The organism is Luteibacter pinisoli (genome assembly GCF_006385595.1).
GTDB lineage: Bacteria > Pseudomonadota > Gammaproteobacteria > Xanthomonadales > Rhodanobacteraceae > Luteibacter > Luteibacter pinisoli.
Genome location: NZ_CP041046.1, coordinates 753,442 through 778,923 on the forward strand (window position 1 = coordinate 753,442; position 25,482 = coordinate 778,923).

The window sequence follows — 25,482 nt, forward strand, 5'->3', positions numbered from 1 at the left end:
GGTTCGCAAGAAGTTCTGATGTCTTGCCATTCTACGCCGTGGCCCGCGCCGCGACTTAACCGCCCCATGCGGATACAACAAAAGTTTCACGTCGATTTGTCGCCTGCGCCCCCAACCTTCGCGCCGCTCGGCGTCCCTCCCCCGGCGCCAGGAACCGCCTTATGACCCTGCACCTGACCAGGCTCGCCGCCGTTGATGGCGCCGGCCCGGCACCGCTCGGCCTTGCCATTGGCGACACCCGTGGTGTCGGCCGCGTGGCCGCCGATGCGTCGCTCGCGTCGCTGGCCCTTGACCGGGCGGCAGGGGTGCTGCGCGCCTCAAGCGCCGGGTCGCCCCTGCTCGGCCTGGACCTCGACGGTGACGTCAGCTGGGTAGCCGCCTACGTCCCGGGCACCAACGTGCTCGAAACCGTGGGACACGCCGACGGCGTCGAACTGCGCGTGGCCGACTTCATGAGCGTGGCCGAAGGCCGCCCGGGCCAGCCGGAAGCGATGCCGGCCGGGCGCTTTATCCGGATCGTCAGCTGCACGGAAGGTTCGGCATCGTTCCGCCTCGTCTGCGCAGGGCGTGTTGTCCATGCCGACAAGCACGAAGCCACCACCGACGACGGCTGGTTCATGGCGTGCTCGCGGGCACTGGGCGCCGAGGCTGGCGCCGATTCGGTCGCCACGCACGTCCATCTCGCCGCCGGTGAAAGCGTGGCCTTCGTCATCGCGGATGCGCCGGTCCAGGGTGGTCCCGCGCTGGCCGCCGGGGCCTTGCACGCGCTCGGTGACACCATCCATTACTGGGCGTGGTGGAGCGATCGTTGCCGCTACAAGGGCGAGGATTTCGACGCGCGTCTGCGCGAGGCGCTGGAACTGAAGCTGTTGTGCAGCGAGGCTGGGCTGGTCGTCGACGAGCCCGGTTCGCTCGGATTCGTCCGCGCGCCGTGCATCCAGGCCACGCGTGCCGCAGCCGCTTTCCTCGACCTGGGCTACCGCGGCGAGTGCGTCTCGCTGCTCGCCCAGGTGGTCGAGCAGGCCGCGCAGGGGGCGGATCACGAGCGCTGGTCGTTCGACGATGCCTTTCTTCGCACCCTCGAAGCCTACGTGCTGCGCTACGGCACGCTGGGGCTACCCGAGGGTTTGCGGCAGGTGGCCGACGCCTCGGCGCCCGTGCTGCAATGCACAAAACGCATGGCGTAACGCAAGACATGCATAACGCGCATACCTGATAGGTTGCCCATCGCGTTGTTCCCAAGGCCCCCGGGCGGCGAGCATCGCCCCGCTTTCGCCGATTCAACGGCACCGGGGACCCATCGATGACGCTACGCCGCTTTACGTTCGCCCTCCTTGCCACGCTGGCCGCCACGGCCGCCAGCGCGCAGACCACGCCCGCCAAACCGAACGATGACGGCGGCCCGGTGGACCACCTGCGCGACATGGGCATCTCGTTGCGCTTCGTGTGGGCGAACGACTGGGCTGCCAGCGTCCGCGGCGGCGAGCGCCTGGGTGCCACCAACGGCGGTGGTGCGGTCGGCGGCGCCGACCTCGACATGGGCAAGCTCGCCGGCATCGAGGGCGGCAAGATCCACGTGACCTTTGCGCGCTACTACGGCCATAGCGTGGCAGCCGACGATATCGGCGTGCTGCAGAAGATCCAGGGCTACTGGTATCCGAAGCGCCAATGGGAACTCGCCCAGCTGAGCTGGGAACAGCAGTTCAAGGACAGCCACGTCAACCTGCTGGCCGGACGCCTGAACGCCACGTGGCAGTTCGCGCGTTCGACCTACGGCTGCCGTTTCGTCAGCGCGCCGGATTGCCCCTACCAGCTCACGAATACCTCCGGCGGCTTCAGCGGCTTCCCCTATGTGAACTGGGGTGCGCGCGTGAAGTACCAGCCGGATGCGCGTTACATCTCGGTCGGTGCGTTCGAAGTGAACCCCGATCGGCGCAACAACAACGGACTCAACTGGGGCCTCAACAACGCCACCGGCGTGATGATCCCGGTGGAAGTCGGTTACGAAACCAGCTTCGCGACCAACCCGTATCCGGAGCACCTGAAGATCGGCGGCTGGTACAACTCCGCGCCGTTCACCGACCCCGAACTCAACAGCAAGGGCCAGCATCGCGCCCTGCTCGGCGGCACGGCACGCAGCTACGACGGTGGCCGCTACGGCCTCTATGTGCTGGCCGACAAGGTGGTGTGGAAGCCCGATCCGAACACCAATACGCGCAACCTTGCCGTGTTCGGCTCGCTCACCGGCCCGCTGGATAACGCGGAAAACTACACGCTGCAATCCACCGCCGGGTTCCTGTGGACGGGTCTGTCGCGCAATCGGCCCACCGATTCCCTGGGCCTGCAGGCCACCTGGTTCCGCTTCAGCCGCAAGGCCGTGGGTTACGAAGACGACCTGATCACGAAGAACAAGGGCGATGGCCACTTCAAGCGCGACGAGCTGATGACCGAGCTCAACTACAGCTACAAGCTGTTCCCGGTGGTGAGCCTGGTGCCCAACCTGCAGTACATCGTCCATCCGGACGTGCTGGGCAACACCGTGGGCGTGCGCCGGGTGCCGGCCAATGCCATCGTCATCGGCCTGCGGGTCATGGTGAACATGGGCGGCCCGGGCAGCCAATGACGCGCAAGCGACCTCGCAGGGCACATAATCGGGCCATCGTCGGCTGCCGCGCGTCGTGACCTTGGACCTGAAACACCTGCAGAGCTTCATCCGCATCGTCGAATTCGGCAGCCTCACCCGTGCGGCCGCCACGCTCGATGTGTCGCAGTCGCTGCTCAGCCGCCAGGTGCGCCAGCTCGAAATCGAGCTGGGCAGCCACTTGCTCGAACGCAATGGCCGTGGCGTGGTGCCCACCGATGCGGGGCGTGAGCTGGTCGAGCACGGGCGCGGCATCCTGCGCCAGGTGGAAGTCGCCCGCCTGTCGCTGGGCCAGAGTCGCGGCGTCTACGCAGGCAAGCTCGCCATCGGCCTGCCGCCCAGCGTGGGCTCCACGCTCACGGTGGAACTGGTGATGCGCTTCCGCGAGCGCTACCCGCAGGCGCAGATCAGCGTCGTCGAAGCACTCAGTGCCAGCCTGCTCGAATGGCTGCAGCTGGGCCGGCTGGATTGCGCGCTGCTGTACAACCCGGCGGTGAACGCGAACATGCGCTTCCGCCACGTGCATTCCGAAGAACTGAACCTCATCGGCAACACCCGCGACGAGCGCGTGCTGCCGGATGCGGTGCCGCTGGCCACGCTGGGCCAGTACCCGCTGATCATTCCCTCGCCGCTGCATTCGGTGCGGCAGCTGATCGAAACCGATGCCGCGCGCTACGGCGTGGCGCTCGATATCCGCCTGGAAATCGATTCGGTGCGCTCGCTGCTGGACCTGGTGGAGCGCGGCGTCGGCTACGGCGTGCTTTCGCGCAACGCGTTGCTCGCCCGCCGTGGCGAGCAGAACCTGCGGGCGGTGCCCATCGTCATGCCGCAGATCACGACGCGCCTGGTGGTGGCCACGCCCACCCAGCGGCCGACCAGCCCGATCACCGAGAAGGCGCTGGAGATCGTCGACGAGCTCATCGCCGAGGGCCGGCTCGACGCCGACCGGTGAGTGTTGCGATGCAACATCTGCATGTGTTGAAGCGACCCATGCAAGGCGTGCATAGCAGATAAGCGGCATATCGCGTTGTTCGTCCCGGCCGGGGTGAGGACCATCGTCCAAACCGATCTAGCGCCGTGATGTAAACCGATGTCGCACGAAATCCCCTGCTGGTATATGCGCGGAGGCACCTCCAAGGGGCCGTTCTTCCGCGCATCCGACCTTCCTTCCGACATCGACACCCGCGACGCCGTGCTGCTGGCGGTCATGGGCTCCCCCGACGAGCGGCAGATCGACGGCCTCGGCGGCGCGAAGCCGCTCACCAGCAAGCTCGGCATCCTTTCGGTGCCGACCGACGGGGTGGCTGACCTGGATTTCCTGTTTGGCCAGGTGGGCATCGCCGAAGCCAAGGTCGACACCACGCCGAACTGCGGCAACATGCTTGCCGCTGCCCTGCCGGCCGCGATCGAAGCGGGCCTGCTGACGGCGGACGAAGGCACCACGACCCGCCGCGTGCGCACGATCAACACCGGCGTCATTGCCGAGATCACCATCCAGACGCCCGGACGCAAACCGCTTTACGACGGCGACGCGCGTATCGATGGCGTGCCGCGGCCGGCCGCGCCGGTCACCTGCGGCTTCCTCGACACCGAGGGCTCGCTGTCCGGCTCACTGCTGCCCACGGGCAACCTGCGCGACACCATCGATGGCGTGGCAGTGACGCTGATCGACAACGGCATGCCGGTGATGCTGATCGCCGCCGCCGACCTCGGCGTGAGCGGTGACGAGCGCCCGGACGACCTCGACGCGAACGGCGAACTCAAGGCGCGCATCGAAGCGCTGCGCCTGAAAGCCGGCCCGCTGATGAACCTCGGCGACGTCTCCGGCAAGCCCGTGCCGAAGATCACCCTGGTGTCGAAGCCGCGCCACGGCGGCGCGCTCGGGACCCGTACCTTCATCCCGCACGACTGCCACACGTCCATCGGCGTGCTTGGTGCCGTGACGGTCGCCACGGCGGCCGTCATGCCGGGCACCGTCGCCGCCGACCTCGCCGAGCCGGGGCAGGGCGACGCACGCAAGCTTTCGATTGAACACCCCACCGGCGAATTCAGCGTGGAACTCGGCCTCGAGAACGGCCGCGTCGTCCGCGCCGCGCTGCTGCGCACCGCCCGCCTGCTGATGCGCGGCAGCGTGCCCGTTTCTTCCTGATCCCTTCCCACGGAGACCCACCCATGTCCGAGACCAAGACCGCGTTGATCGTCAGCGCCCACTCCGCCGACTTCGTGTGGCGTGCGGGCGGCGCCATCGCCCTGCACGCTGAGCAGGGCTGGAAAGTGCATATCGTGTGCCTCTCGTTCGGCGAGCGCGGTGAGTCCGCCAAGCTCTGGCGCGTGCCCGGCATGACGATGGAGAAGGTGAAGACCGACCGCCGCCGCGAGGCGCAGGAAGCCGCCGCCATCCTTGGCGCGAGCGTGGAATTCCTCGACATCGGCGATTACCCGATGCGCGCCGACCTCGACGTCGTGTTCCACCTGGCGAAGATCTATCGCGAGCTGCGCCCGTCCTTCGTGCTCAGCCACTCGCTGAAGGATCCGTACAACTTCGACCATCCCCTCGCCACGCACGTGGCCCAGGAAGCACGCGTGGTGGCCCAGGCCCACGGCCACGAGCCGTCCGTGCCGGTGATCGGCGCGCCGCCGGTGTTCCTGTTCGAGCCGCACCAGCCGGAACAGTGCGAGTGGAAGCCGGAGCTGTTCCTGGACATCTCCTCGGTGTGGGAGAAGAAGCAGGCCGCCTTCGAAACCATGGCCGCGCAGGAACACCTGTGGGAGTACTACACCCGCGTGGGCCTGCAGCGAGGTGCCCAGGCCTCGCGCAATTCCGATTTCAAGATCAAGTACGCCGAGGCTTTCCAGCGCGTCTTCCCGCACGTCACCCAGGGAACGCTGGCATGATGGGCGTCGTGGTCCGCAATCGTCCCTCCATCACGCCCGAACAGGCCGAGACCCTCGCCTCGATGGGCGTGGCCACCGTGCATGAGGCCCAGGGCCGCGTCGGCCTGTTCCTGCCGCCGATCCAGCCGATCCAGCAGGATCGTGCGATCGCCGGATCCGCGGTGACCGTGCTGGCGCAGCCGGGCGATAACTGGATGCTCCACGTCGCGGTGGAACAATGCCGCCCGGGCGATGTGCTCGTGGTGGCCTGCACCACGGAAAACACCGACGGCATGTTCGGCGACCTGCTCGCCACCTCGCTGGTCGCCCGCGGCGTCGTCGGCCTCGTGATCGACGCCGGCGTCCGCGATAGCGCGGAACTGCGCCGCATGGGCTTCCCCGTGTGGGCGAAGGCCGTGCATGCGCGCGGCACGGTCAAGGCCACGCTCGGCTCGGTCAACGTGCCGGTGGTCATCGGCGGCCAGCTCGTGAAGGCGGGTGATGCCATCGTGGCCGACGACGACGGCGTGGTCGTGGTGCCGCACGCCAGCGTGGAGTCGGCCATCGCCGCATCGCGCAAGCGCGTGCTCAACGAAGAAGCCAAGCGCGAACGCCTTGCGGCGGGCGAGCTGGGCCTGGATATTTACGATATGCGCCCGCGCCTGGCGGAAGCCGGCCTGCGCTATGTGGACGACGTACCGAATGACTGATCCCCTGAAGAGCTGCCTGCCCCCCGATCCGAACCCGACGAAGCCGCTGCAGGCGATGCCCGCGAACGCGTGCGACGCGCACTGCCACGTTTTCGGGCCGGCCGACCGGTTCCCCTATGCACCGGACCGTAGCTACACGCCGCCCGATGCACCCTATGAACATCTCGTCGCCCTGCACGACTTCCTCGGTTTCGATCGTGGCGTGATCGTCCAGGCCAGCTGCCACGGCACCGACAACACCGCCATGCTCGACGCCATCGCGCGCGGCAACGGCCGTTACCGTGGCGTGGCCATCGTCGATGACGGCATCGACGAAGCCAGCCTTCGCGCGCTGGATGAAGGCGGCGTGCGCGCCGTCCGCTTCAACTTCGTGCAGCACCTGGGTGGCCGTCCGGACATGAAGGTGTTCTGGCGCGTGCTGGATCGCGTGGCCGAGATGGGCTGGCACGTGGTGCTGCACCTGGATGCGCAGGACATCGTCGAACTGCAGGACGTCCTGGCACACATCCGCGTTCCCTTCGTCATCGATCACATGGCCCGCGTCCAGGCGGCCAAAGGTGTGGCGCAGGAGCCGTTCCAGCTGCTTCTCGGCCTGATGCGCGACAACCCGCTCGCATGGGTGAAGGTCTGCGGTGCGGAGCGCGTCTCGGTGGGCAAGCGCCCGTTCGACGATGCCATCCCGTTCGCGCAGGCCCTGATCGAGGCCGCCCCCGACCGCGTGCTGTGGGGTACGGACTTCCCGCATCCGAATATCTCGAAGGACATGCCGAACGATGGTGGCCTGGTGGACCTGATGTTCCGCTTCTGCCCCGACGAAGACCTGCGCCATCGCCTGCTCGTGGCTAATCCCGCGCGCCTGTACGACTTCACCTGAAGAGCGTGACCATGCCCAACACCGCCACCCTCCCGCCAGCGCAGCCGCGCAAGCCGTTCTACCGCCAGCTTTACGTGCAGGTGCTGGTGGCGGTGATCCTGGGCGTCATCCTCGGTTACCTGTCGCCGCGCTACGCCGTGGCGATGAAGCCCTTCGGCGATGCGTTCATCGCACTGATCCGGATGGTGATCGGGCCGATCATCTTCTGCACCGTGGTCACCGGCATCGCCGGCATGCGCGACATGCGCAAGGTGGGCCGGGTCGGTGGCAAGGCGCTGCTCTACTTCGAAGTGATTTCCACGGTGGCGCTGTTCTTTGGCCTGGTCGCGGGGCATATCTTCCACCCTGGCACCGGCTTCAACGTCGACCCCACCACGCTGAAGGCCAACGAGGTGGCGTCGTTCGTCGCCCAGGGCCACAACATCGAGTCGATCGACTTCCTGCTGTCGATCATCCCCACGACCTTTGTCAACGCCTTCGCCCACGGCGACGTGCTGTCGATCCTGCTCATCTCGGTGCTTTTCGGTTGCGCGCTCGCTTCCATCGGTGAGCGTGGCAAGCCGGTGTACGACGTGATCGAGGCCGGTGCGCAGGTGTTCTTCAAGATCGTCCACTACATCACGGCGGTCTCGTCGATAGGTGCCTTCGGTGCCATCGCCTTCACCATCGGCAAGTACGGCGTGGTGGCCCTGGTGCCGCTGATGGAACTGATCGGCAGCTTCTACGTCGTCTGCATCATTTTCGTGGTGCTGATCCTTGGCATCGTCGGCCGCCTGTGCGGTTTCAGCATCCTGCGCTTCTGTGCGTACATCAAGGACGAGTTGCTGATCGTTCTCGGCACGAGCTCGTCGGAAGTGGTGCTGGCGCCGCTGATGCGCAAGATGGAAGTGGCCGGCTGCCCGAAGGAAACCGTTGGCCTTGTCGTGCCCACGGGTTACTCGTTCAACCTGGACGGCACCAACATCTACCTGACGATGTCGATCCTGTTCATCGCCCAGGCGCTGAACATCGACCTGACGCTCGAGCAGCAGATCACCGTCGCCATCGTCGGCATGCTCACCTCGAAGGGTGCCTCGGGCGTGGCCGGCGCCGCGCTGGTGATGCTTGCTTCCACGCTCAGCGTCGTCCCCGTGGTGCCGGTGGCCGGCATGGTGCTCATCCTCGGCATCCATCGTTTCCTCGGCACCGGCCTGGCGATGACCAACCTCGTCGGCAACGGCGTGGCCGCCATCGTGGTCTGCGCCTGGGAAAAGGAGCTGGACCGCACCAAGCTCGCCGCGGCGCTGAAGAAGGCCTGATTCCACCGCGCTCGCCAGCTTCGAACCGGCGGATCCTTCAAGACGACCACCCCCGCGCGCTGCCAGAGTAGCGCGCGGGTGTCGCACTGTTGCGCGCCGGGCAACGTGATGTGTACCGGCCCATCCCTACCGCGCACCGCATGCCCGCCGTAGCCTTTGCAGGGACAGGTCGTGGCGTCAGCGGAGGTGCCCCATGAACATCGTAGTGGTAGGCGGCAACGGCCTGGTCGGGCGCAGCATCGTCCGCAAGCTCCGTGAAGACGGCCACGACGTCCGGGTGGCCTCGCGTCGCACCGGCGTGGACATCATCAGCGGCGCGGGGCTGGAGGCGGCGCTCGCTGGCGCGGACGTCGTCGTCGACGCGACAAACGCCGTCGCACCGTACGGTGAGTCGTCGTACGAATTCTTCACGATCGGCACGGCCAACCTGCTGGCGGCGGAGAAGCGCGCCGGTGTTGGCCACCATGTCTCGATCTCCGTGGTCGGCACCGAGCGGCTGGCGGATAGCCCGTACTTTCGCGGCAAGGCGCATGCGGAGGCGATGATCCGGGATTCCGGCATCCCGTTCACCATCCTGCATGCGACGCAGTTCTACGAGTTCCTGCTGGCCATCGTCGAAGCCGCCGTCGCCAACCAGGCACTCCGGCTGTCCCCGGCCTATATCCAGCCCGTGGCGTCCACGGACGTGGCCGACGCGATGGCGCTGCTGGCGGAAGGCTCGCCGCTGAACGCGACCATCGAGATGGCCGGGCCGGAGCGCGAACGGATGTCGGAGATCGTGAAACGCTTCCTGGAAGACGTGGAGGCACCCTTCGAAGTGGTGACCGACGCGGCGGCGCTGTACTTTGGCGCCACGCTGGACGAAGGTTCGCTGGTGCCCTGCGAGGAAGCACGGCTGTGCCCGGTGGGCTTCACCACCTGGCTGCATGGCTCAGAATACGCTCGCGCCAGCTGGTAACGAGGGATCCATCGTGAAACGCATCCTCATGCAGTCCACCATCCCGTATGCCGAGGACGACTGGCACATCGGCCGTTTCGGCATGCTCCGCGACACCCTGGCGGGGATGCGCGGCGAGGACGGCGAGGTGCTGTTCGACGTCACCGCGCGCGACCGCGACCCGGTGGATGCACCGGACAGCGTCCTCTCGCAGCTGGATGCCTCCACCTACGACGAGCTTTGGCTGTTTGCTGTCGACGTCGGCGATGGGCTCACGTCGGAAGATTGCGAAGCCATCGGCCGGTTCCGTGAACGTGGCGGCGGCTTGCTGGTGGCCCGCGATCACATGGACCTGGGCAGCTCGGTGTGTACGCTCGGTGGGGTGGGGGCCGCGCACTACTTCCATACGAAGCACCTGGATCCCGATCCGTCGCGCCACCAGAACGACGACACGATCACCACCGATATCTCCTGGCCGAACTATCACTCGGGTGCCAATGGCGACTACCAGCGCATCGCGGCGCTGCTGCCGCTTCACCCGGTGCTGCAGGACGTGGCGTACCTCCCGTCGCACCCGCACGAAGGTGGCGTGGGCAAGCCGGCGGATGACGACTCCGCACGCGTCATCGCCACGGGTCGCAGCGCCATGAGCGGGCGGGCCTTCAACCTGGCGGTCGCCTTCGAGCCCTCCCCACGCATCGGCCCGGCCATCGCCCAGTCCACGTTCCACCATTTCGCCGATTACAACTGGGATCCGGGCACGGGCTCGCCCAGCTTCGTCAGTGAAGCCCCCGGCCACGCGCTGGCCGCGTCTCCCGAGGCGCAACGCTCCATCCGGCGGTACGCCGAGAACGTCGCGCTCTGGCTTGCCGGTTATCCCATCCCTGCGCGCGGGTAAGATCGGTTCGAAGCGTGGATGGTCGACTGGAAGCCCTGATGGGCGTGGGGGACATGATGAGCGTAGTGACGAGCCAGCCGGTGACGGCACGGCTGACCCAGGCGGCATTGTTCCTGGTCGTGGTGATGAACCCGGGTGGCGAGGCTGAGGATGCGGTGCGTTCCCTGTGCGGCGATATCGCCGGGATCGCGCGGGCGATTGGCTTCCGCCACCCCGAGCGCCGCCTATCGTGCGTGATGGGTTTTGGCTCCGCCGCGTGGGACCGACTCTTCCCCGGCCCGCGCCCGGCGGGCCTGCACCCGTTCCGTGAACTGCATGGCGTGCACCACGCGCCTTCGACGCCCGGCGACCTGCTCTTCCATATCCGCGCCACCCACATGGATCTGTGCTTCGAACTTGCCGCGCAGGTCATGGAGCGTATCGGCGCCCATGTGGGCACGGCGGACGAGGTGCACGGCTTTAAATACTTCGATGAACGCGACCTGCTCGGCTTCGTCGATGGCACCGAGAATCCGGTCGGCCCGGCGGCCGTCGACGCCACGACCGTAGGCGATGAGGATGCGGCCTTCGTCGGTGGCAGCTATGTCATCGTGCAGAAGTACCTGCACGACATGGCCGCGTGGAACGCGCTGACCGTGGAACGGCAGGAAACGATCATCGGGCGGCGCAAGCTGTCGGACGTCGAGTTCGAGGACAGCGCCAAGGCACCGTATGCCCACAACGTGCTGACCAACATCGAAGAGGATGGCGAGGAGGTGAAGATCGTCCGCGACAACATGCCCTTCGGCGAAGTCGGCAAGGGCGAGTTCGGCACCTACTTCATCGGGTATTCGCGCTCACCCTCGCGCATCGAACGCATGCTGGTGAACATGTTCATCGGCAACCCGCCGGGCAACTACGACCGCTTGCTCGATTTCAGTACGCCGGCGACGGGGACGCTGTTCTTCGCGCCATCCGCCAACTTCCTCGAGAAGGTTTAGGCGGCGAGCGAAACGCCGGCCTCGAGCGCGTCGAAGTATTCGCGCGTGAGGCGCAGCTGGGTGGCGGCATCTTCAGCGCGATTCACCACGTGGCGGAACGCGGTGTTTTCCGGGCGATCCTTGGCGTACCAGCCCAGGTGCTTGCGGGCGATGCGCACGCCCATCACTTCGCCGTAGAAGGCGTAGAGGTGTTCGAGGTGGCCGACGAGGATGTCGCGCACCTCGCCCGGGCCGGGCTCGGGCAGGTAGCCACCCGTTGCCAGGTGGTGGGCGATCTCGCGGAAGATCCACGGCCGGCCCTGCGCACCGCGACCGACCATGATGGCGTCGGCGCCGGTGGCGGCGAGCACCTCGCGGGCCTTGTCCGGCGTGGTGATGTCGCCGTTGGCCAGCACGGGAATCGACACGCTGGCCTTCACTGCCGCGATGGTCGCGTACTCGGCATCGCCTTCGTACTTGTCCGCACGGGTGCGGCCGTGCACGGCGAGCGCGGCGATGCCGGCGTCCTGCGCGATGCGGGCGATGGTGAGGGCGTTGCGGTTGTCGCGGTCCCAGCCGGTGCGGATTTTCAGCGTCACCGGGATATCCACCGACTTCACCACCGCCTCGAGGATGCGCCGGACCAGCGGCTCGTCCTGCAGCAGCGCCGACCCGGCCCACACGTTGCACACCTTCTTGGCCGGGCAACCCATGTTGATGTCGACGATCTGCGCGCCGTTATCGGCGTTGTAGCGGGCGGCGTCGGCCAGCATGCCCGGGTCGTAACCCGCGATCTGCACGCTCACCGGCTCCGGCTCGCCCTCGTGGTCCATCCGGCGCAGCGACTTGCGGGTATTCCACAGCCGCGGATCCGCGGTCGTCATCTCAGACACGGCGAGACCGGCCCCCATGCGCTTGCAGAGGAGGCGGAAGGGCTTGTCGGTCACGCCGGCCATGGGCGCGAGCACCACGGCGGGCGCGATGGAGTAGGGGCCGATGCGCATGGCGGGCATTTTACGCGATCCGGCCGGCCCGGGTGTTCAGCGCCTGACGAGGTCTTTTTTCGGCAGCGAACTGACCGCCGCGGCGGCATCCACCTGGACGAGGCCGTTTTCCGGCGCACTGGTGCGAAGGAGGATGTCGCGGACGGTGCCGGCGTCCAGGTTGGGGGCGATCGACAGCAGCAGGGCCACGATGCCGCTCACGTGTGCAGTGGCCATCGACGAGCCGGAGGTGAAGTCGTAGCCGCCGCCGGGCTGGGTGGTGAGGATGTCGTTGCCGGGTGCGCTGACGACGCCCGGTGGTGCCGGGCCGCTGGCCGTGGTGCGCACGACGATCACGCCGGGCGCGCTGTCCGGGAAACCACCCGGCTTGCCATCGGGTGGCAGGGCGGCGATGACGATGCGGCCTTGCGAGAGCAGTTGTTCGAGCAGCTTGCCGAGCAGCGGATCGGCCGGGCCGCCGAGGCTCAGGTTCACCACGCGTGCGTGGGTGTCGTTCACCGCCGCGAGTGCCTTGGCGAGCGTGAACGAATTGCAGCGCGCCCCGCTGGTGGCATCCGGATACCAGCAGGCCTTGTACACGCTGACCTTCGCCTTCGGCGCCATCCCCACCAGGCCCTGGTGGTTGTTGCCGACGGCGGCGATGATCCCGGCCACTTCGGTGCCGTGGCGATCGGTGGCGAAGGCGGGATCGTTGTCGGCCACTTCGTCGCGCGTATCGGCGATATGGCCCTTGAGGTCGGGGTGCGAGGTATCGACGCCCGTGTCGACGACGGCGACCTGCACGCCATCGCCTTGCGCCAGCTTGTGCGCTTCGGCGGCGTGGGTTTCCACGAAGCCGCGCTGGAGATCCGTGTAGGGGTCGTTGTACTGCTGCCCGTCCTGTTCGGAATACACCGAGTAATCCTGCAGCGGCTGCGCGAGTTCGACGCGGTGGTCCTTCGCCAGCGCGGCGACCAGCGCGTCGCGGTCGGTGCCTGCCGGCGGGCGCAGGACGATGCAATACACACCGAGCGCGCGGATCGGCCAGCCACCCACTTCGTTCCAGCCGTACTGGTGACGCAGGTCGGAAAGCAGGGAGCGCGCACGCTGGCCGGCGCCGTAGTTCGGCGCGGGTGCGTATCCGATCAGGCTGGAGCCGGCATGCGTCGCCGCGGGTTCCAGCGGGTTGGCGACGGCGAGCACGATATCGCGGGAACTATCCATGCCCGCCGCCGCGCCCGTATCGGCATGCGCCGATGGTGGCGTGGTGAGCGCGGCGCCGGAGGGGCGCGTGCTGGCACAGCCCGCAAGCGCGGCCAGTGCCACGGCCAGCAGGAACACGCTTTTTTTCATGGCGTGCTGGCGACCGGCTCCGCGAAGCGAATGCCCGACGTGCTGCGCAGCCGCTCGGAGGCCTGCTTCGCGTTCACCGCGGCATCTTCGGAGACGACGGTGAACGCACCGACCCCGTTCGGGCCGTCGACGACGCGCAGGTGCTGGGCCTGCAGCAAGGCATTCCACGCGTCCATGGTCATGGCCTTGTTCGGCACGACATGGATGGCGCCTTGCGGCGTGGCCGGCGCGGCATCGCTCAAGGTGCGATACGCGGCCGGCGCCGTGGCATCGGCGGACCACAGTTTCAGGCCCAGGGCGCCGAGGCCAACGGCCTGCAGCACCACGGCGGCGGCGAGCGAGCGCAACAGCCAGCCGCTGGTCGCGGGACGCGGCGCCGGCTCGGCCTGCGGGTCGTCCACATCGAGGCGGGCGAACAGGCGCTGCATGCCATGTTCCGGATCCAGCGCGACGTCGGCCGGGAGCTGCATGGCGCGCATCAGCTTGCGCTGCTGCTCGAATTCCACGCGGCAGTCGTCACAGGTGGCCAGGTGGCCGTCGAGCCAGGTGTCCTGCTCGGCGCTGGCCTTGCCCTGGAGGATCCAGGGCATGGCTTCCCAGGCACGGGCGCAGTCCCTGCCGGCTGGGGTGGGGCGGGTCATGTCAGTTTCTCCTTGGACGGGGCCGCTTCGCCGGCCAGGCCCGGTAGTACGTTGCGTAGCTTCACCCGCGCATGGAAGAGCCGGGCCTTCACCGTGCCGACGGGGCACTGCATGATCGCCGCCACGTCGTCGAGGGAATGGCCGATGCCGTAGACGAGTTCGACCACCACGCGCTGGTCGGCCGAGAGGCGCTCCATGCCGCGGCCGAGCCAGTCGCGCAGTTCGCGGTCCTCGTCGGGATCGTGCGAGGGAATACGATCCTCCGGGACGCTGTCTTCATCCACCGGCTCACTGCCGTGCTGGCGAAGGGATTTCAGGCCACAACGGTAGGCAATGCCCATGATCCACGTCGAAACGCGCGATTCGCCCTGGAAGCTGGCGGCCTTCTGCCAGACGATCCAGAAGCAGTCGTTGACCACTTCCTCGATGATGTCCGCACGGCGGGTCAGCCGCGACAGGAAGCGGGTCAGGCGGCCGTGGTAGGCGCGGTACATCACCGCGAGGGCGGCACGGTCGCCCGCGGACATGCGCTGCAGGAGCAGGCGGTCATTGGCGTCGGTATCGGCCTGGGTCATGGCGTGGCTCTGCGTGGGTTACCTTGGCCGTGAGTGCGTCCGGGGGCGCCAATGGTTGCCACGGCTATCAGAACGTCCGGGCCACGGTCGCGGTCCATGGGGAAACCCCCCGCTCGCCGTAGTTGCGCTCGCGGTTGGTGAACACGTGGATCAGCTCCACCCGCCACGGCCCGTTCTGCCAGACCAGGCCGCCATGGCCATAGCTGTAGCGGTCCGGCCGGGCGTAGGCATGGTAACGGTACGCCGGCCAGAGGTATTGCGCGAGGCCGAGGCCGCCGGTGGCCGAGACGTGCCAGCCCAGCGGCCAGCGGAAGCCGACATCGGCCGCGCCGCGCGGGCCGCCGCCACGGTGGGCCATCTGGATGGCGGAGACGCTCATGGTCAGGACATCGCGCCAGATGACGCTGGCGCCCAGTTCGGTCCGGTCGTAGTTGCGCGTGGCCTTCGGGCTGCCGGGGTACCGGTAGTCGAGCAGGCCGGCCTGCACCTGCCAGTCGTCGGACAGCGACCAGGACTTGGCCACCTGGGTAAGGGTTTCGGCCACCCGCCCGGGCGAGCGGGTCTGGTAGCTGGCCGACACGCCGAGCGACCAGCCATCGCGGGACATCCAGTTCACCGCACCCTGGACGATCGGCGCGGGCGGGGTCACCGCCACGCCCCGGTCCACCAGCTGCGAGCTGACCGCCACGCTGCCGCCCCAGTCGCCGGCGTGCGCCGCCGGGATGCCGAGCGCGAGCAACGCCGCACCCACGGCAAGCCGTCGCCGCGGCGCCAACGCGTCGAAGCGGGAGGTGCCCGGCCTGCCCGTGGTCAGGTGGTTCGCCATCAGTTCGTCAATACGCCTGCCTCAGTGCAGTGTGCCGAGATAAGACAGGAGATCGTCCAGGTCCTTCGCGTTGTCGAGGCCATCGTATTTCATCTTGGTGCCGGGATTCGCCTGCTTCGCCGGCTGCGATAGATACGTGTGTAACTGATCCGGGCTCCAGGTCCAGCCGATGTTCTTCAGGGCATCGGAGTAGTTGTAATCGGGCAGGCTGCCGGATTTCCGGCCGACGATGCCGAACAGGCTGGGGCCCTTTTTATTGCGACCCTGGGCCACGCTGTGGCATTCGGCACACTCAGACTTGAACACGTCCTGGCCTGCCTTGGCATCGCCGGCGACGGCGGGCAGGGGAGCCAGCAGCCATCCGGTGAGGAGGCCCGCGACGACGAGGCGCGCGGGCAGGGTGGGGAGGTTTGTGGGTGTCACGCGGGGTGGTCCTGTCGGGCTAGAAAGCGATGCTGGCGGAGAGCGAGAAGGCGTTCAGGTCGGACGCGTCCGTACTGGCGGCACCGGGTGGCGCGCCGAACACGTTGGAGCTGCGGCCGTTGAAGCGGCTGACGCGGAACCACGTGGCACCCAGTTTCAGGTTGCCCTTGGTGATCCAGCTGTCGTCCTTGCCGAACGGTGCCCAGAACACGGTGATCAGGTTGATCGTGCTGTCCGGGTTGCCGAAAGGCGGGTAGCGCGCGGCGCTCTGGCTGCCCGTGCTCTTGAGCCGGGAGAGCTGCAGGCCATAGGTCTGTCTGAAGGTGTAAGCCAGCGAGGTGACCTGGTCACGCGCCGAGCCGTTGTCCGATTCGAACGTGCCGGGCACGGCGGGATTCGGCAACGGCTGCCCGTAATCGCGGCGCTCGTAAATATTGACGTAGCTGGCCTGGACGATGTGCTCGCGGTTGCCGAGGTACTGGTACGTGAGGTCGTAGCCGAAGTCGTCGATGTCATCGCGCGTGGCGGCGCGTGGAAGCTGCCGTTTGGTCGTGAGCGCGACGACGCCTGCGGAGAAGAACTGCGTGCGCATGTCCTTCATGTAGGCGAAGCGGAAGTACCCGGTATTGCTGAGCTTGCCCGGATCACCGTTGCGGTTGTAACCGAGCTCGTCCTGCGTGCCCGGTGCCAGGGAGCGATAGCTTCCCGCTTCCGCATACCAGACCTTGTCGTACAGCGCGTACACCGTGGCGCCGATGACGCGGTTGGTCGGCGAGTTGGGCGCGGCCGGGTTGAGCAGCGTGGCCGTGGTGCCGCCAGGGGCGAGGAACGATGCATTCGGCAGCGCCGCGATCGGATCCTGGAAGCCCGGGCTGTTGTTCACGCTGACGCCGATCGTGGTGTCCTTGCCCGCGATCTTCAGCTCCTTCGCCACGTAGCGCAGGTCGACGTTGCTCAGGCGTGTGTTGTACGTGTTGTGGCCCGTATGGTCAGCTTCCACCTTGATATAGCCGCCGACGTTGTCGCTTACCCGGCCGGCGAGATACAGGTCGCCCTCGGTAAGGCTCGTGTCGCTGGGGCCGGTCTTCGGGTTGCTATGCGTTTCGGTCAGCTGCGCGGCCACCGGGATCTTCGTGCCCTGGCCGTCGGTATCGGTGTAGCCGTTGAGCTTGAAGCGCATGCCATAAGGCGTGAGCGCCGGCCCGTAAGCCCCTGCGTGGCAGTCCGCGCAGGCCGAGCCGGTCTGCCGTGCGTACGCCGGGATGGCCTGGGCGCTCTGGCTGGCCAGCGACAGCAGCAGAGCGAGCACGGCCCACATGCCGGCGTGGCCAGGTGTGCGCGGTCGACGTCGGAACGGTAAGGGCAACATGGGAACGGAACTCCTTGTGGGTAGGGGTGGCGCGGGGCTGCCTAGGCGCCCTTGCGCGGCCACATCCGGTGCAACAGGCCGTCACGTCGGCCGAAGTGGTGGAACAGGGCGGCGCCGATGTGCAGGCAGACCAGGGCGAGCAACACCCATGCGGCGTCGATGTGCAGGGCCTGCAGGCGATCGGCGAGGTCGTCGTCGGGGGCCACCAGCCGCGGCAGGGTCAGCCCGAAGAAATGCACGTCGTGGTCGCCCGCACTGCTCATCGCCCAGCCGACAAGGGGCATGCCCAGCAACAGCAGGTAAAGCGCGACATGCGTGGCCCCCGCGGCGAGGTGCATCACCCGCGGCATGGCGATGGGCGGCAGCCGGCCGGTGCGCAGGCGCAACACGACGCGGACGATGAAAAGCAGGAGGACCAGCAGGCCGAGGTGGCGGTGGCCCTCGAGCAGCCACATGCGCAGGCTGCGCCCGGAGACTTCCTCGCGCAGCAGGATAACCGCGGCGGCGCAGGTGACGAAGACGACCGTGAGCCAGTGCAGCACCCGCAGGGGGCGCGGCCAGGGTACCGGGCGTTCGTCTTGGGTGTTCCAGGCCATCCCGCTTCATCCCCATGGCGCCCGCCAGCCGGGCAACGCATGGCCATGAGTGCCGCCCACCGGCTTGAAAGGTTGCGGCGCGGCAACGGCAACCTTTCGTGAAAGGGCCTGCACTCATTCGAGACCACCGCGACACCCCGGGATACGCCATGGACATCGCACGCATACCCTTCCAGATCCACGGCGACAGCCGCGGCATGCTCGTGGCCCTCGAAGGCATGCGCGACGTGCCCTTCGACATCCGCCGGGTCTATTACATCTTCGCCACGTGCGAGTCGGTGCGGCGGGGGCAGCATGCGCACCGCACGCTCACCCAGCTCGCCGTCGCGGTACGCGGCTCGGTGACCTTCCTGCTGGATGACGGCAGCGGCCCGGCCGAGGTGACCCTGGACGACCCGGCCAGCGGGGTGCTGATCGGCCCGATGGTCTGGCGCGAGCTGCATCACTTTAGCGAGGACTGCGTCGTGATGGTGCTGGCGGACCAGCTGTACGACCCGAGCGACTACATCGCGGACTACGACCAGTTCCTGCGCGAGGCGCGTGCGCCGGCGTACCCGGAGGCCGTGGCGGTGGCGGCATGGCCCGGCCGCTGATCCTGATCGGTGCGGGCGAGCTGGCGCAGATCGCCCGCGAATACTTCACCCACGATGCCGGCCGCGACATCGCGGCTTTCGTCGTGGAGCGCGCGTGGCTCAGCGTCGACGCCATCGACGGCACGCCGGTGATCGCCTACGAGGACATCGAGGCGCTTTACCCGCCCGACGCGGTGGATGTGTTTGTCGCCATTCCGGCGAGCGGACTCAACCGCCTGCGCACGCGCTTCTACCGCGACCTGAAAGCGCGCGGGTACACCTTCGCCAGCTACATCAGTTCGCGCGCCTTCGTCTGGCGCAACGCCACCGTGGGCGAAAACAGCTTCATCTTCGAGAACAACGTGATCCAGCCGTTCGTGACCATCGGCAACAACTGCATCCTGTGGAGCGGCAACCACATCGGCCATCGCACCGTGGTCCACGACCACGTGTTCATGGCCTCGCACGCGGTGGTGTCGGGGTACTGCGAGATCGGTGAATCCAGCTTCATCGGCGTGAACACCACCTTCAACGACAAGGTGCGCATCGCGGCCGACAACATCATCGGTTCCGGCGCGCTCGTGGTGCGCGATACCGAGCCCGGCCTGGTCTACGTCGGCTCGCCCGCGAAGCCCTTGCCCGGCAAGCGCAGCCTGGACGTGGCGCTCTAGGAGGGCATGCATGACGGCATGGACCAAGCGTGGCCTCATCTTCGATACCCTGCGCCAGGGCGTGGGCGGCTGGATGCGCCACTCCGCCCTGACGCCCACGCCGTGGCGCATGAGCGACGGCGTCATCCGCGTGTACGCGAGTTTTCGCGATGACGACGGCGTCGGCCGCATTGGTTTCGTGGACCTTGATGCCGAGCGTCCCGATGAAGTGCTCGGCGTAAGCGCGCAGCCGGTGCTGGACGTCGGCCGTGGCGGGTGCTTCGACGATAACGGCATGATCCTTGGCGACATCGTCGAGGGCCCCGGCGGGCTGCACATGTTTTACGTGGGCTTCCAGCGCGTGGCGCGCGCGAAGTTCCTGGCCTTCTCCGGCCTGGCCTTGTCGACCGACGGCGGGCACACCTTTGCCCGTACGCAGGAAACCCCGGTGCTCGACCGCGGCCCCGGCCGCAGCAGCATCGCGGCCATCCACTCGGCGATGTACGAGGACGGCCGGTGGCGCCTCTGGTATGCCGCGGGCGATGGCTGGGAAACCATCGGCGGGCAACCGTATCCGCGCTACCACATCCGCTACACGGAAACGGAGCACCTGCACGGCGTGCCGACGCGGGACCACGTCTGCCTGATGCCGCAGGGCAACGAGTACCGCATCGGCCGGCCACGCGTGTACCGGCATGGCCAGGGTTACGTCATGTACTTCACGCGCGGCGACACGCGCGGCGGTTATTTCCCCGGCTGCGCGACCAGTACGGACGGCATCCATTGGGAACGGCACGACGAGCTGTTCGGGCTCGCGCTTTCCGAGCGGGGCTGGGATTCCCGCACCATCAGCTACCCGGCACTGCACGAGCAGGCCGGGCGCACGCTGATGTTCTACAACGGCAACGACATGGGCGTGGACGGCTTCGGCATGGCGGAGGCGCTGCATGCTTAGCGTCAGGGCCTATGTGCCCGCCGACGAAGCGCGCTGGGATGCTGTCGTTGCGCAGTCGCGCAACGGCACCTTCCTGCATCGCCGTGCCTACATGGACTACCACTCGCATCGTTATGTCGATGCGTCGCTGATGGTGGAAGACGACGGCGAGCCGGTGGCCGTGCTCCCCGCGAACCGCGAGGGCGATAGCGTGGCCAGCCATGCCGGCCTCACTTACGGCGGGCTGGTGGCCTCGCGCGGCCTCCGTGCCGAAGCCACGCTGGAGGCGTTCGAGCGGATTGGCGAACATTACCGCGGCGAGGGCATCCGCCGATTCGTCTACAAGCCGGTGCCGCACGTGTTCCACGCGGCCGCCGCGGAGGAAGACCTGTACGCGCTGCATCGCCTTGGCGCGTCACTGGTCCGTCGCGACCTGTCGTCGGTGCTCTCCCCGCGTGAACGGCCGGCCATGAACACGATGCGGCGCCGTGCCATTGCACGGGCGCGGGCCGCGGGCGTGGCCATGCGCGTCGGCACGGATATGGCGCCGTTCCACGCCCTCCTCGCCAGCGTGCTGGAGCGGCACGGCGCCGTGCCCACGCACAGCACCGCGGAGCTGACACTGCTGCGCTCGCATTTTCCCGGCCAGATCGTCCTGCACGAGGCGCACCGCGGCGATGAACTGCTGGCGGGTGTCGTCGTGTACGACTTCGGCCATACCGTGCACACCCAGTACCTGGCCGCGTCCGCTGCCGGCCGCGCCTGCGGCGCGCTGAGCCTGCTGCTTGCCGAGCTCGTCGGCGGTGTCTACGCACAGCGCCCGCATTTCAGCTTCGGCATTTCGACCGAGGACGAGGGCAGGGTGCTCAACCCTGGCCTGGTGGCGCAGAAGGAATCCTTCGGCGCGCGCGCCGTCGTGCACGATCGCTACGAGTGGGTGCTCTGATGGACGTTCCCTTCCTCAGCCTGCACGACGTCAACGCCCGCCTTGCCGATGAGCTGAAGGCCGCGGCGGCGCGGGTGATCGACTCGGGCTGGTACATCCTGGGCGAGGAGCTGGCCGGGTTCGAACGCGAGTTCGCCGCGTGGTGTGGCACCCGGCATGCGGTGGGCACCGGCAACGGCCTGGATGCGCTCTGCCTGGTGTTGCGCGCGTGGCGGGAGATGGGTGCGCTGGTAGAAGGCGACGAAGTGATCGTGCCCGCCAACACCTTTATCGCCAGCTTCCTTGCCATTACGGAGAACGGCCTGCGACCCGTGCCGGTCGAGCCGGATCCGCTGACGTTCAACATCGATCCGGCGCGCGTCGAGGCCGCCATCGGTCCACGGACGCGGGTGATCATGCCCGTGCACCTGTACGGCCAGCTGGCCGACATGGACGCGTTGGCCGAGATCGCCGGGCGGCGTGGCCTGCTCCTGCTGGAAGACGCCGCGCAAGCCCATGGCGCGATTCGCCACGGCAAGCGCGCAGGCAGCTTTGGCCACGCGGCAGCCTTCAGCTTCTTCCCCACCAAGAACCTCGGCGCGCTAGGCGACGGCGGCGCCGTGGTCACCGACGATGAGCGGCTGGCCGCCTGTGTGTCGGCGCTGCGCAACTACGGCTCGGAAGTGAAGTACCACCATCCGATGCGCGGCATCAATTCGCGCCTCGACGAGATCCAGGCCGCGATGCTGCGGGTGAAGCTGCGCTATCTGGATGCCGACACCGCGCGCCGGCGTGCCATCGCCGCGCAGTACCGCGACGGTATCGCGCACCCAGGGATCGTCCTGCCACACGTGCGCAACGAAGAAGCGCACGTGTGGCATCTCTTCGTCATCCGCTCCCCGTGGCGCGATGCGTTGCAGCGCTACCTGCGCACCCTCGGCGTGCAGACCCAGGTGCACTACCCGGTGCCGCCGCACCAGCAGGCCGCGTACCCGGAGCTGGCGGATCTTGCGTTGCCAATCACGGACCGGCTGCATGCCGAGGTACTCAGCCTGCCGATGAGCCCGACGCTCACGGACGCCCAGGTGCAGCGGGTGATCGCGGCATGCCGCTCCTTTGCGGAGGCCGCATGAATATCGTGCGCGCAGGCGCCTGGTCGGCGATCGGTACCGCCGCGCGGCTGGGCGCCGCGCTCGTGCTGGTCAAGCTCGTTGCGTGGCTCGCGGGCCCCGTGGGCGTGGGCCGGCTGGGCCAGTTCATGAGCCTGATGTCCTTGCTGGCGGTGTTGGCCGGCGGTGGCATCAGCGCCGGCGTGGTGAAATACGTCGCCGAGTACCGCGACGATCCCGAGCGCCTGTCGCGGCTGCTGGCGTCGGCGCTCGGCTACGCCATGGCCGCCTCATGCACCATGGCCTGCGCCGCGCTGCTGTTCGCCCGCCCGCTGGCCAGCTGGCTGCTCGGGGATGTCTCGTACGCCGGGCTCATCCGCGTGCTGGCGATCGCCCAGCTCGGTATCGCGCTGGTGAATTACGTGCTGGCGGTGATCAATGGCTTCATGGACGTGCGCCGGCTGGCGCTGGTCCAGGTGCTGGGCTCGCTGCTGAGCGTGGTGCTGGCGCTATGCCTCGCGCGCTGGTTCGCCTTGTACGGCGCGCTGCTGGCGGTGGTGCTCGGCCAGTTGTTCTGGCTGCTGGTCGGCCTGCCGGCGTGGTGGCGTAGCCCCTACTTCCAGCGCGGCATGCTGAGCATGCGCTTTGATCCGGAGATGACGCGGCGGCTGGCGGCGTTTTCGCTGATGAGCCTGTCCTCGGCATTACTGCCACCGCTGGTGAACATCGCCGTGCGCGACCACCTGGCCGGCGCGTTCGGCTGGGAGCAGGTGGGCTACTGGCAGGCGGTGACACGGGTATCGGATGCCTACCTGCTGTTCTTTACGACGGCCATCAACATCTACTACCTGCCGAAGCTCGCCTCGACGCGTGACCGTGCGGCGCTGGCTGCGGAGTTGCAGGCGGCCGCACGCGTGCTGCTTCCCGCCGTGGCGGTGAGTGCCGCGCTGGTCTATGTGCTGCGTGGCTGGGTGACCCGACTGCTTTTCAGCACCGACTTCGCGCCGGCGAACGACCTGTATGCCGCCCAGCTCGCGGGCGACGTGGTGAAGATCGCCGCGTTTATTCTTTCCTACCTGATGCTGGCCAAGGCCATGACCCGGCTCTTTGTCGTCTCCGAATGCGTCTTCGCGCTCAGCTATCTCGCGCTGGTTTACCTGTGCACCGAGCGCTTCGGGCTGCCCGGCGCCATGTTCGCCTTCGCCCTGAATTACCTCGCCTACCTCGTGTTCAACCTTGTCGTCGTCCGGCGCTACCTGGGGAGGCTGCCCGCATGAGTACGCCGCCGCTCGTCTCCATCCTGATCCCCGCGTATAACCACGAAGACTTCGTGGAGCGTTGCCTCGACAGCGTGCTGGAGGATCCGTATCCGTCCAAGGAAATCGTCATCATCGACGATGGCTCCACGGACAAGACCAGCGAGCGGATCCTTGCATGGATCGAGCGCCATGGGCACGAGGTGCCGGTGGAGTTTGCGCAGCGTGCCAACAAAGGCATCGCCGCGACGCTCAACGAACTGGCGGCACGGGCCCGGGGTGACTTCTACCGGCTCGGCGCGAGCGACGATTACCTGCTGCCCGGCGGCCTCGATGCGCAGGTGCAGTACCTGATGCGGCATCCACGCAAGGGCGCCGTCATCGGCGATTCCGTCGTGGTCGACCGGGAAGGGCGCTGCCTGCATGCCAGCGGCATGGCCGACCTGCACGGTGCGAACAAGCGGCTGTATGCGAGTGACCAGGGCATTCGCCGTGCGGTGATCACGCACTGGGCCGTTGGTGGCCCGGTGGCCCTGCTTCGGCGCAGCGCGCTGGAAACCGTCGCGCGCTGGACCGAGGGGCTGCGCATCGACGACTGGGACCTGTTCCTGCGGCTGGCCGCGCGCGATGCGCTGGGCTTCATCGACACGCCCGTGTGCGCGTATCGCCTGCACGGCGCCAACCTCAGCAAGACGCGGCACCGGGCGACGCGCATCGTGAACCTGGAAGAGTCACGCGAAGTGGCGATCCGCCGGCTTTGCCTGTTCGACGAACCCTGCCGGACGCTGCTGCGGGCGCAGGTGCACTACATCGGCGCCAAGGTGGCCTTCCTCCAGGCCAGGCCGGGCACGCTTGCCCTGCGCCTGGCGTGCTATGCGCTGCTGCGTGGATGGGCCGCCGTACGGCCGGGCGCCGCGCATCCGCATCCGGAAGAAGCGTGAGAGCCCTCCTGCGCATGCCGTCGACGTACATCGCGTGGCCGCTGCTGCTGGCCTGTGCGGTGACGGCGTCCATCTTCCATCTGCCGGACGGCTACCTCCCGGGGTTACTGTTGCTGGTGATGGGCGCCTTGCTGATCATCGCCGCGGACTTCCTCGGCCATGACCGCCTGCCGCCGTGGACCGCGTTGCGTTCGCGCGACTACGCGCACACCCGCGATGGCTTCCTTGGCCTGGCGTTCGCCGCCGGTGTGCTGCTGTTCTGCGTGCTCGATCTCGCCCTGTTCCCGGTGGCGCTCATCCACGATCCGTCCATGTACGCGACGATGGAAGGCGGGCACGAGCATATCCGCCGTATCTCGGACCTGTGCTGGATCCTGCCGGTGATCGGCATGCTCTGCACCCACCACCGTCCGTTGCGTTACACACTGGTCGCGGCAGGCCTGCTGTTTCCCGTCCTGGTAGTCGATCGCAACCGGATTTTTGCCGGCGTGGTTGCCCTGGCCCTGGTCACGATCTTCCGCCGCGACCCCGCGCGCGCGTTGCCCTGGCGAGCCGTGACGGGGCTTGGCGTGGTCGGCGCCACCGCGTTTTCGGTGCTCGGGATGCTGCGTTCCGGCTCGGTCGCGACCGTGGCGCTGCCGTTCGGCGCGTTCTACAACGCGATGCCCGCGGGTATCCAGTGGCTGTTGCTGTACGTCAGTGCCGGCCCCTACAACTTCGCCTCGCTGGTGGCGAAGGACTATCGCAACGCCGACTTCTTGCTCAACCAGCTCGTGCCTTTGCGCGGCTCCATCGTCACCGCGGGCACGGACATTCCGCTGGATGCCTCCAACGTGAATGTCGGCACGGAGTTCCTGCCGTTCCTGATGGCATGGGGCCCCGCCGGCGCGCTGCTGGCCATGCTGGCGCTCTATGCGCTGATGCGCTGGAGCGTGCGGCGGATGGCGGCGTCCACGTCGCTGTTCGCGCTGCTGATCTTCCTGCGCATGGCCTACGTCTGCCTCATGGCGCCCTTCGCACCGCAGGCCTTCATCTGGATGAACTTCGGTTTCATCGGCCTGTGCCTGGTGCTGCAACTCGTGGCGGCGTGGCTGCCACGCCGGCGCCTGATACTTTCCTCTCACTGATAGCGGTACTG

27 protein-coding genes are annotated in these 25,482 nt (G+C 67.7%); 19 read left to right on the plus strand and 8 right to left on the minus strand.

Annotation, left to right across the window (positions count from 1 at the left end; genetic code table 11):
* Window positions 1–161: 161 nt before the first annotated feature.
* From FIV34_RS03325 to FIV34_RS03375, 11 genes are all read left to right on the plus strand, one after another.
* Window positions 162–1,187: a glycoside hydrolase family 15 protein gene (locus FIV34_RS03325; protein WP_139979662.1), complete on the plus strand. Its 1,026-nt coding sequence runs from the start codon at window positions 162–164 to the stop codon at window positions 1,185–1,187.
* 116 nt (window positions 1,188–1,303) lie between these two features.
* Complete coding sequence (locus FIV34_RS03330) at window positions 1,304–2,623, plus strand: carbohydrate porin (RefSeq protein ID WP_139979664.1); 1,320 nt, start codon at window positions 1,304–1,306, stop codon at window positions 2,621–2,623.
* A gap of 55 nt (window positions 2,624–2,678) precedes the next feature.
* On the plus strand, window positions 2,679–3,593 hold the full coding sequence (locus tag FIV34_RS03335) for a LysR substrate-binding domain-containing protein (protein ID WP_211352701.1): 915 nt from the start codon (window positions 2,679–2,681) through the stop codon (window positions 3,591–3,593).
* Window positions 3,594–3,731: 138 nt separating this feature from the next.
* The gene (locus tag FIV34_RS03340; RefSeq protein ID WP_139979666.1) at window positions 3,732–4,790 is read left to right on the plus strand and encodes a 4-oxalomesaconate tautomerase; all 1,059 of its coding nucleotides are present in this window, start codon (window positions 3,732–3,734) and stop codon (window positions 4,788–4,790) included.
* 23 nt (window positions 4,791–4,813) lie between these two features.
* Window positions 4,814–5,536, plus strand: coding sequence for a PIG-L deacetylase family protein (locus FIV34_RS03345; protein ID WP_139979668.1), 723 nt, complete (start codon window positions 4,814–4,816; stop codon window positions 5,534–5,536).
* Window positions 5,536–6,225 carry a 4-carboxy-4-hydroxy-2-oxoadipate aldolase/oxaloacetate decarboxylase gene (locus tag FIV34_RS03350; protein ID WP_211352764.1) on the plus strand — a complete coding sequence of 230 codons (690 nt, stop codon included), beginning with the start codon at window positions 5,536–5,538 and terminating at the stop codon, window positions 6,223–6,225. Before FIV34_RS03345 ends, FIV34_RS03350 begins: the two co-directional genes overlap by 1 nt.
* Window positions 6,218–7,099 (plus strand): amidohydrolase family protein, encoded by an 882-nt coding sequence (locus FIV34_RS03355; RefSeq protein WP_211352702.1) that lies wholly within the window; start codon window positions 6,218–6,220, stop codon window positions 7,097–7,099. Before FIV34_RS03350 ends, FIV34_RS03355 begins: the two co-directional genes overlap by 8 nt.
* Window positions 7,100–7,110: 11 nt before the next feature.
* A complete protein-coding gene (locus FIV34_RS03360) occupies window positions 7,111–8,397 on the plus strand; it encodes a dicarboxylate/amino acid:cation symporter (RefSeq protein WP_139979672.1) in 1,287 nt (428 codons plus the stop codon).
* Between the two features lie 193 nt (window positions 8,398–8,590).
* Window positions 8,591–9,355, plus strand: coding sequence for an SDR family oxidoreductase (locus FIV34_RS03365; RefSeq protein ID WP_139979675.1), 765 nt, complete (start codon window positions 8,591–8,593; stop codon window positions 9,353–9,355).
* A gap of 13 nt (window positions 9,356–9,368) precedes the next feature.
* Complete coding sequence (locus tag FIV34_RS03370; protein ID WP_246058737.1) at window positions 9,369–10,232, plus strand: hypothetical protein; 864 nt, start codon at window positions 9,369–9,371, stop codon at window positions 10,230–10,232.
* Between the two features lie 14 nt (window positions 10,233–10,246).
* Entirely contained in the window at window positions 10,247–11,212 is a 966-nt protein-coding gene (locus FIV34_RS03375; RefSeq protein WP_246058738.1) for a Dyp-type peroxidase, read from the plus strand.
* Here the strand turns inward: FIV34_RS03375 and dusB are convergent.
* The 8 genes from dusB to FIV34_RS03415 form a co-directional block, all read right to left on the minus strand.
* Window positions 11,209–12,195 carry a tRNA dihydrouridine synthase DusB gene (dusB, locus tag FIV34_RS03380; RefSeq protein ID WP_139985649.1) on the minus strand — a complete coding sequence of 329 codons (987 nt, stop codon included), beginning with the start codon at window positions 12,193–12,195 and terminating at the stop codon, window positions 11,209–11,211. The two genes, FIV34_RS03375 and dusB, sit on opposite strands and share 4 nt — an antisense overlap.
* 36 nt (window positions 12,196–12,231) lie before the next feature.
* Window positions 12,232–13,527: a S8 family serine peptidase gene (locus FIV34_RS03385; RefSeq protein ID WP_139979679.1), complete on the minus strand. Its 1,296-nt coding sequence runs from the start codon at window positions 13,525–13,527 to the stop codon at window positions 12,232–12,234.
* The gene (locus FIV34_RS03390; RefSeq protein WP_139979681.1) at window positions 13,524–14,168 is read right to left on the minus strand and encodes an anti-sigma factor family protein; all 645 of its coding nucleotides are present in this window, start codon (window positions 14,166–14,168) and stop codon (window positions 13,524–13,526) included. Before FIV34_RS03390 ends, FIV34_RS03385 begins: the two co-directional genes overlap by 4 nt.
* Window positions 14,165–14,743, minus strand: a complete 579-nt coding sequence (locus tag FIV34_RS03395; RefSeq protein WP_139979683.1) for an RNA polymerase sigma factor — start codon at window positions 14,741–14,743, stop codon at window positions 14,165–14,167. The genes FIV34_RS03390 and FIV34_RS03395 overlap by 4 nt, the downstream gene beginning before the upstream one ends.
* Window positions 14,744–14,810: 67 nt before the next feature.
* Window positions 14,811–15,569, minus strand: a complete 759-nt coding sequence (locus FIV34_RS03400) for a TorF family putative porin (RefSeq protein WP_139979685.1) — start codon at window positions 15,567–15,569, stop codon at window positions 14,811–14,813.
* Window positions 15,570–15,590: 21 nt separating this feature from the next.
* Complete coding sequence (locus FIV34_RS03405) at window positions 15,591–15,992, minus strand: c-type cytochrome (protein ID WP_425462907.1); 402 nt, start codon at window positions 15,990–15,992, stop codon at window positions 15,591–15,593.
* Between the two features lie 19 nt (window positions 15,993–16,011).
* Window positions 16,012–17,361, minus strand: coding sequence for a cytochrome C (locus FIV34_RS03410; protein ID WP_139979687.1), 1,350 nt, complete (start codon window positions 17,359–17,361; stop codon window positions 16,012–16,014).
* A 41-nt stretch (window positions 17,362–17,402) separates the two neighbouring features.
* Window positions 17,403–17,957 carry a cytochrome b gene (locus FIV34_RS03415; protein WP_139979689.1) on the minus strand — a complete coding sequence of 185 codons (555 nt, stop codon included), beginning with the start codon at window positions 17,955–17,957 and terminating at the stop codon, window positions 17,403–17,405.
* A 149-nt stretch (window positions 17,958–18,106) separates the two neighbouring features.
* Here FIV34_RS03415 and FIV34_RS03420 point away from each other — a divergent pair, with 149 nt between their 5' ends.
* Genes FIV34_RS03420 through FIV34_RS03455 form a run of 8 tightly spaced genes read left to right on the plus strand, consistent with a single transcriptional unit; the run spans window position 18,107 to window position 25,471 of the window.
* Window positions 18,107–18,550 carry a sugar 3,4-ketoisomerase gene (locus FIV34_RS03420; protein ID WP_139979692.1) on the plus strand — a complete coding sequence of 148 codons (444 nt, stop codon included), beginning with the start codon at window positions 18,107–18,109 and terminating at the stop codon, window positions 18,548–18,550.
* Window positions 18,535–19,200, plus strand: coding sequence for an acetyltransferase (locus FIV34_RS03425; protein ID WP_139979694.1), 666 nt, complete (start codon window positions 18,535–18,537; stop codon window positions 19,198–19,200). Before FIV34_RS03420 ends, FIV34_RS03425 begins: the two co-directional genes overlap by 16 nt.
* 10 nt (window positions 19,201–19,210) lie before the next feature.
* Window positions 19,211–20,134 (plus strand): glycoside hydrolase family protein, encoded by a 924-nt coding sequence (locus FIV34_RS03430; protein WP_139979696.1) that lies wholly within the window; start codon window positions 19,211–19,213, stop codon window positions 20,132–20,134.
* Window positions 20,127–21,059: a GNAT family N-acetyltransferase gene (locus FIV34_RS03435; RefSeq protein WP_139979698.1), complete on the plus strand. Its 933-nt coding sequence runs from the start codon at window positions 20,127–20,129 to the stop codon at window positions 21,057–21,059. The genes FIV34_RS03430 and FIV34_RS03435 overlap by 8 nt, the downstream gene beginning before the upstream one ends.
* Window positions 21,059–22,171 carry a DegT/DnrJ/EryC1/StrS family aminotransferase gene (locus FIV34_RS03440; protein ID WP_139979701.1) on the plus strand — a complete coding sequence of 371 codons (1,113 nt, stop codon included), beginning with the start codon at window positions 21,059–21,061 and terminating at the stop codon, window positions 22,169–22,171. The genes FIV34_RS03435 and FIV34_RS03440 overlap by 1 nt, the downstream gene beginning before the upstream one ends.
* Window positions 22,168–23,424, plus strand: coding sequence for an O-antigen translocase (locus FIV34_RS03445; protein WP_139979703.1), 1,257 nt, complete (start codon window positions 22,168–22,170; stop codon window positions 23,422–23,424). Before FIV34_RS03440 ends, FIV34_RS03445 begins: the two co-directional genes overlap by 4 nt.
* Entirely contained in the window at window positions 23,421–24,344 is a 924-nt protein-coding gene (locus FIV34_RS03450) for a glycosyltransferase (protein WP_139979705.1), read from the plus strand. Before FIV34_RS03445 ends, FIV34_RS03450 begins: the two co-directional genes overlap by 4 nt.
* Entirely contained in the window at window positions 24,341–25,471 is a 1,131-nt protein-coding gene (locus FIV34_RS03455) for a hypothetical protein (RefSeq protein WP_139979707.1), read from the plus strand. Before FIV34_RS03450 ends, FIV34_RS03455 begins: the two co-directional genes overlap by 4 nt.
* Window positions 25,472–25,482 lie beyond the last annotated feature (11 nt).

Bases quoted from the DNA above. Each gene is read 5' to 3' on its own strand.
- FIV34_RS03440 (WP_139979701.1), top strand. From the start codon at position 21,059: ATGGACGTTCCCTTCCTCAGCCTGCACGACGTCAACGCCCGCCTTGCC.
- FIV34_RS03425 (WP_139979694.1), top strand. From the start codon at position 18,535: ATGGCCCGGCCGCTGATCCTGATCGGTGCGGGCGAGCTGGCGCAGATC.
- FIV34_RS03355 (WP_211352702.1), top strand. From the start codon at position 6,218: ATGACTGATCCCCTGAAGAGCTGCCTGCCCCCCGATCCGAACCCGACG.
- FIV34_RS03450 (WP_139979705.1), top strand. From the start codon at position 23,421: ATGAGTACGCCGCCGCTCGTCTCCATCCTGATCCCCGCGTATAACCAC.
- FIV34_RS03420 (WP_139979692.1), top strand. From the start codon at position 18,107: ATGGACATCGCACGCATACCCTTCCAGATCCACGGCGACAGCCGCGGC.
- FIV34_RS03415 (WP_139979689.1), bottom strand. From the start codon at position 17,957: ATGGCCTGGAACACCCAAGACGAACGCCCGGTACCCTGGCCGCGCCCC.
- FIV34_RS03390 (WP_139979681.1), bottom strand. From the start codon at position 14,168: ATGACCCGCCCCACCCCAGCCGGCAGGGACTGCGCCCGTGCCTGGGAA.
- FIV34_RS03365 (WP_139979675.1), top strand. From the start codon at position 8,591: ATGAACATCGTAGTGGTAGGCGGCAACGGCCTGGTCGGGCGCAGCATC.
- FIV34_RS03340 (WP_139979666.1), top strand. From the start codon at position 3,732: ATGTCGCACGAAATCCCCTGCTGGTATATGCGCGGAGGCACCTCCAAG.
- FIV34_RS03345 (WP_139979668.1), top strand. From the start codon at position 4,814: ATGTCCGAGACCAAGACCGCGTTGATCGTCAGCGCCCACTCCGCCGAC.
- FIV34_RS03350 (WP_211352764.1), top strand. From the start codon at position 5,536: ATGGGCGTCGTGGTCCGCAATCGTCCCTCCATCACGCCCGAACAGGCC.
- FIV34_RS03445 (WP_139979703.1), top strand. From the start codon at position 22,168: ATGAATATCGTGCGCGCAGGCGCCTGGTCGGCGATCGGTACCGCCGCG.
- FIV34_RS03360 (WP_139979672.1), top strand. From the start codon at position 7,111: ATGCCCAACACCGCCACCCTCCCGCCAGCGCAGCCGCGCAAGCCGTTC.
- FIV34_RS03395 (WP_139979683.1), bottom strand. From the start codon at position 14,743: ATGACCCAGGCCGATACCGACGCCAATGACCGCCTGCTCCTGCAGCGC.
- FIV34_RS03330 (WP_139979664.1), top strand. From the start codon at position 1,304: ATGACGCTACGCCGCTTTACGTTCGCCCTCCTTGCCACGCTGGCCGCC.
- FIV34_RS03410 (WP_139979687.1), bottom strand. From the start codon at position 17,361: ATGTTGCCCTTACCGTTCCGACGTCGACCGCGCACACCTGGCCACGCC.
- FIV34_RS03430 (WP_139979696.1), top strand. From the start codon at position 19,211: ATGACGGCATGGACCAAGCGTGGCCTCATCTTCGATACCCTGCGCCAG.
- dusB (WP_139985649.1), bottom strand. From the start codon at position 12,195: ATGCGCATCGGCCCCTACTCCATCGCGCCCGCCGTGGTGCTCGCGCCC.
- FIV34_RS03325 (WP_139979662.1), top strand. From the start codon at position 162: ATGACCCTGCACCTGACCAGGCTCGCCGCCGTTGATGGCGCCGGCCCG.
- FIV34_RS03400 (WP_139979685.1), bottom strand. From the start codon at position 15,569: ATGGCGAACCACCTGACCACGGGCAGGCCGGGCACCTCCCGCTTCGAC.
- FIV34_RS03435 (WP_139979698.1), top strand. From the start codon at position 20,127: ATGCTTAGCGTCAGGGCCTATGTGCCCGCCGACGAAGCGCGCTGGGAT.
- FIV34_RS03385 (WP_139979679.1), bottom strand. From the start codon at position 13,527: ATGAAAAAAAGCGTGTTCCTGCTGGCCGTGGCACTGGCCGCGCTTGCG.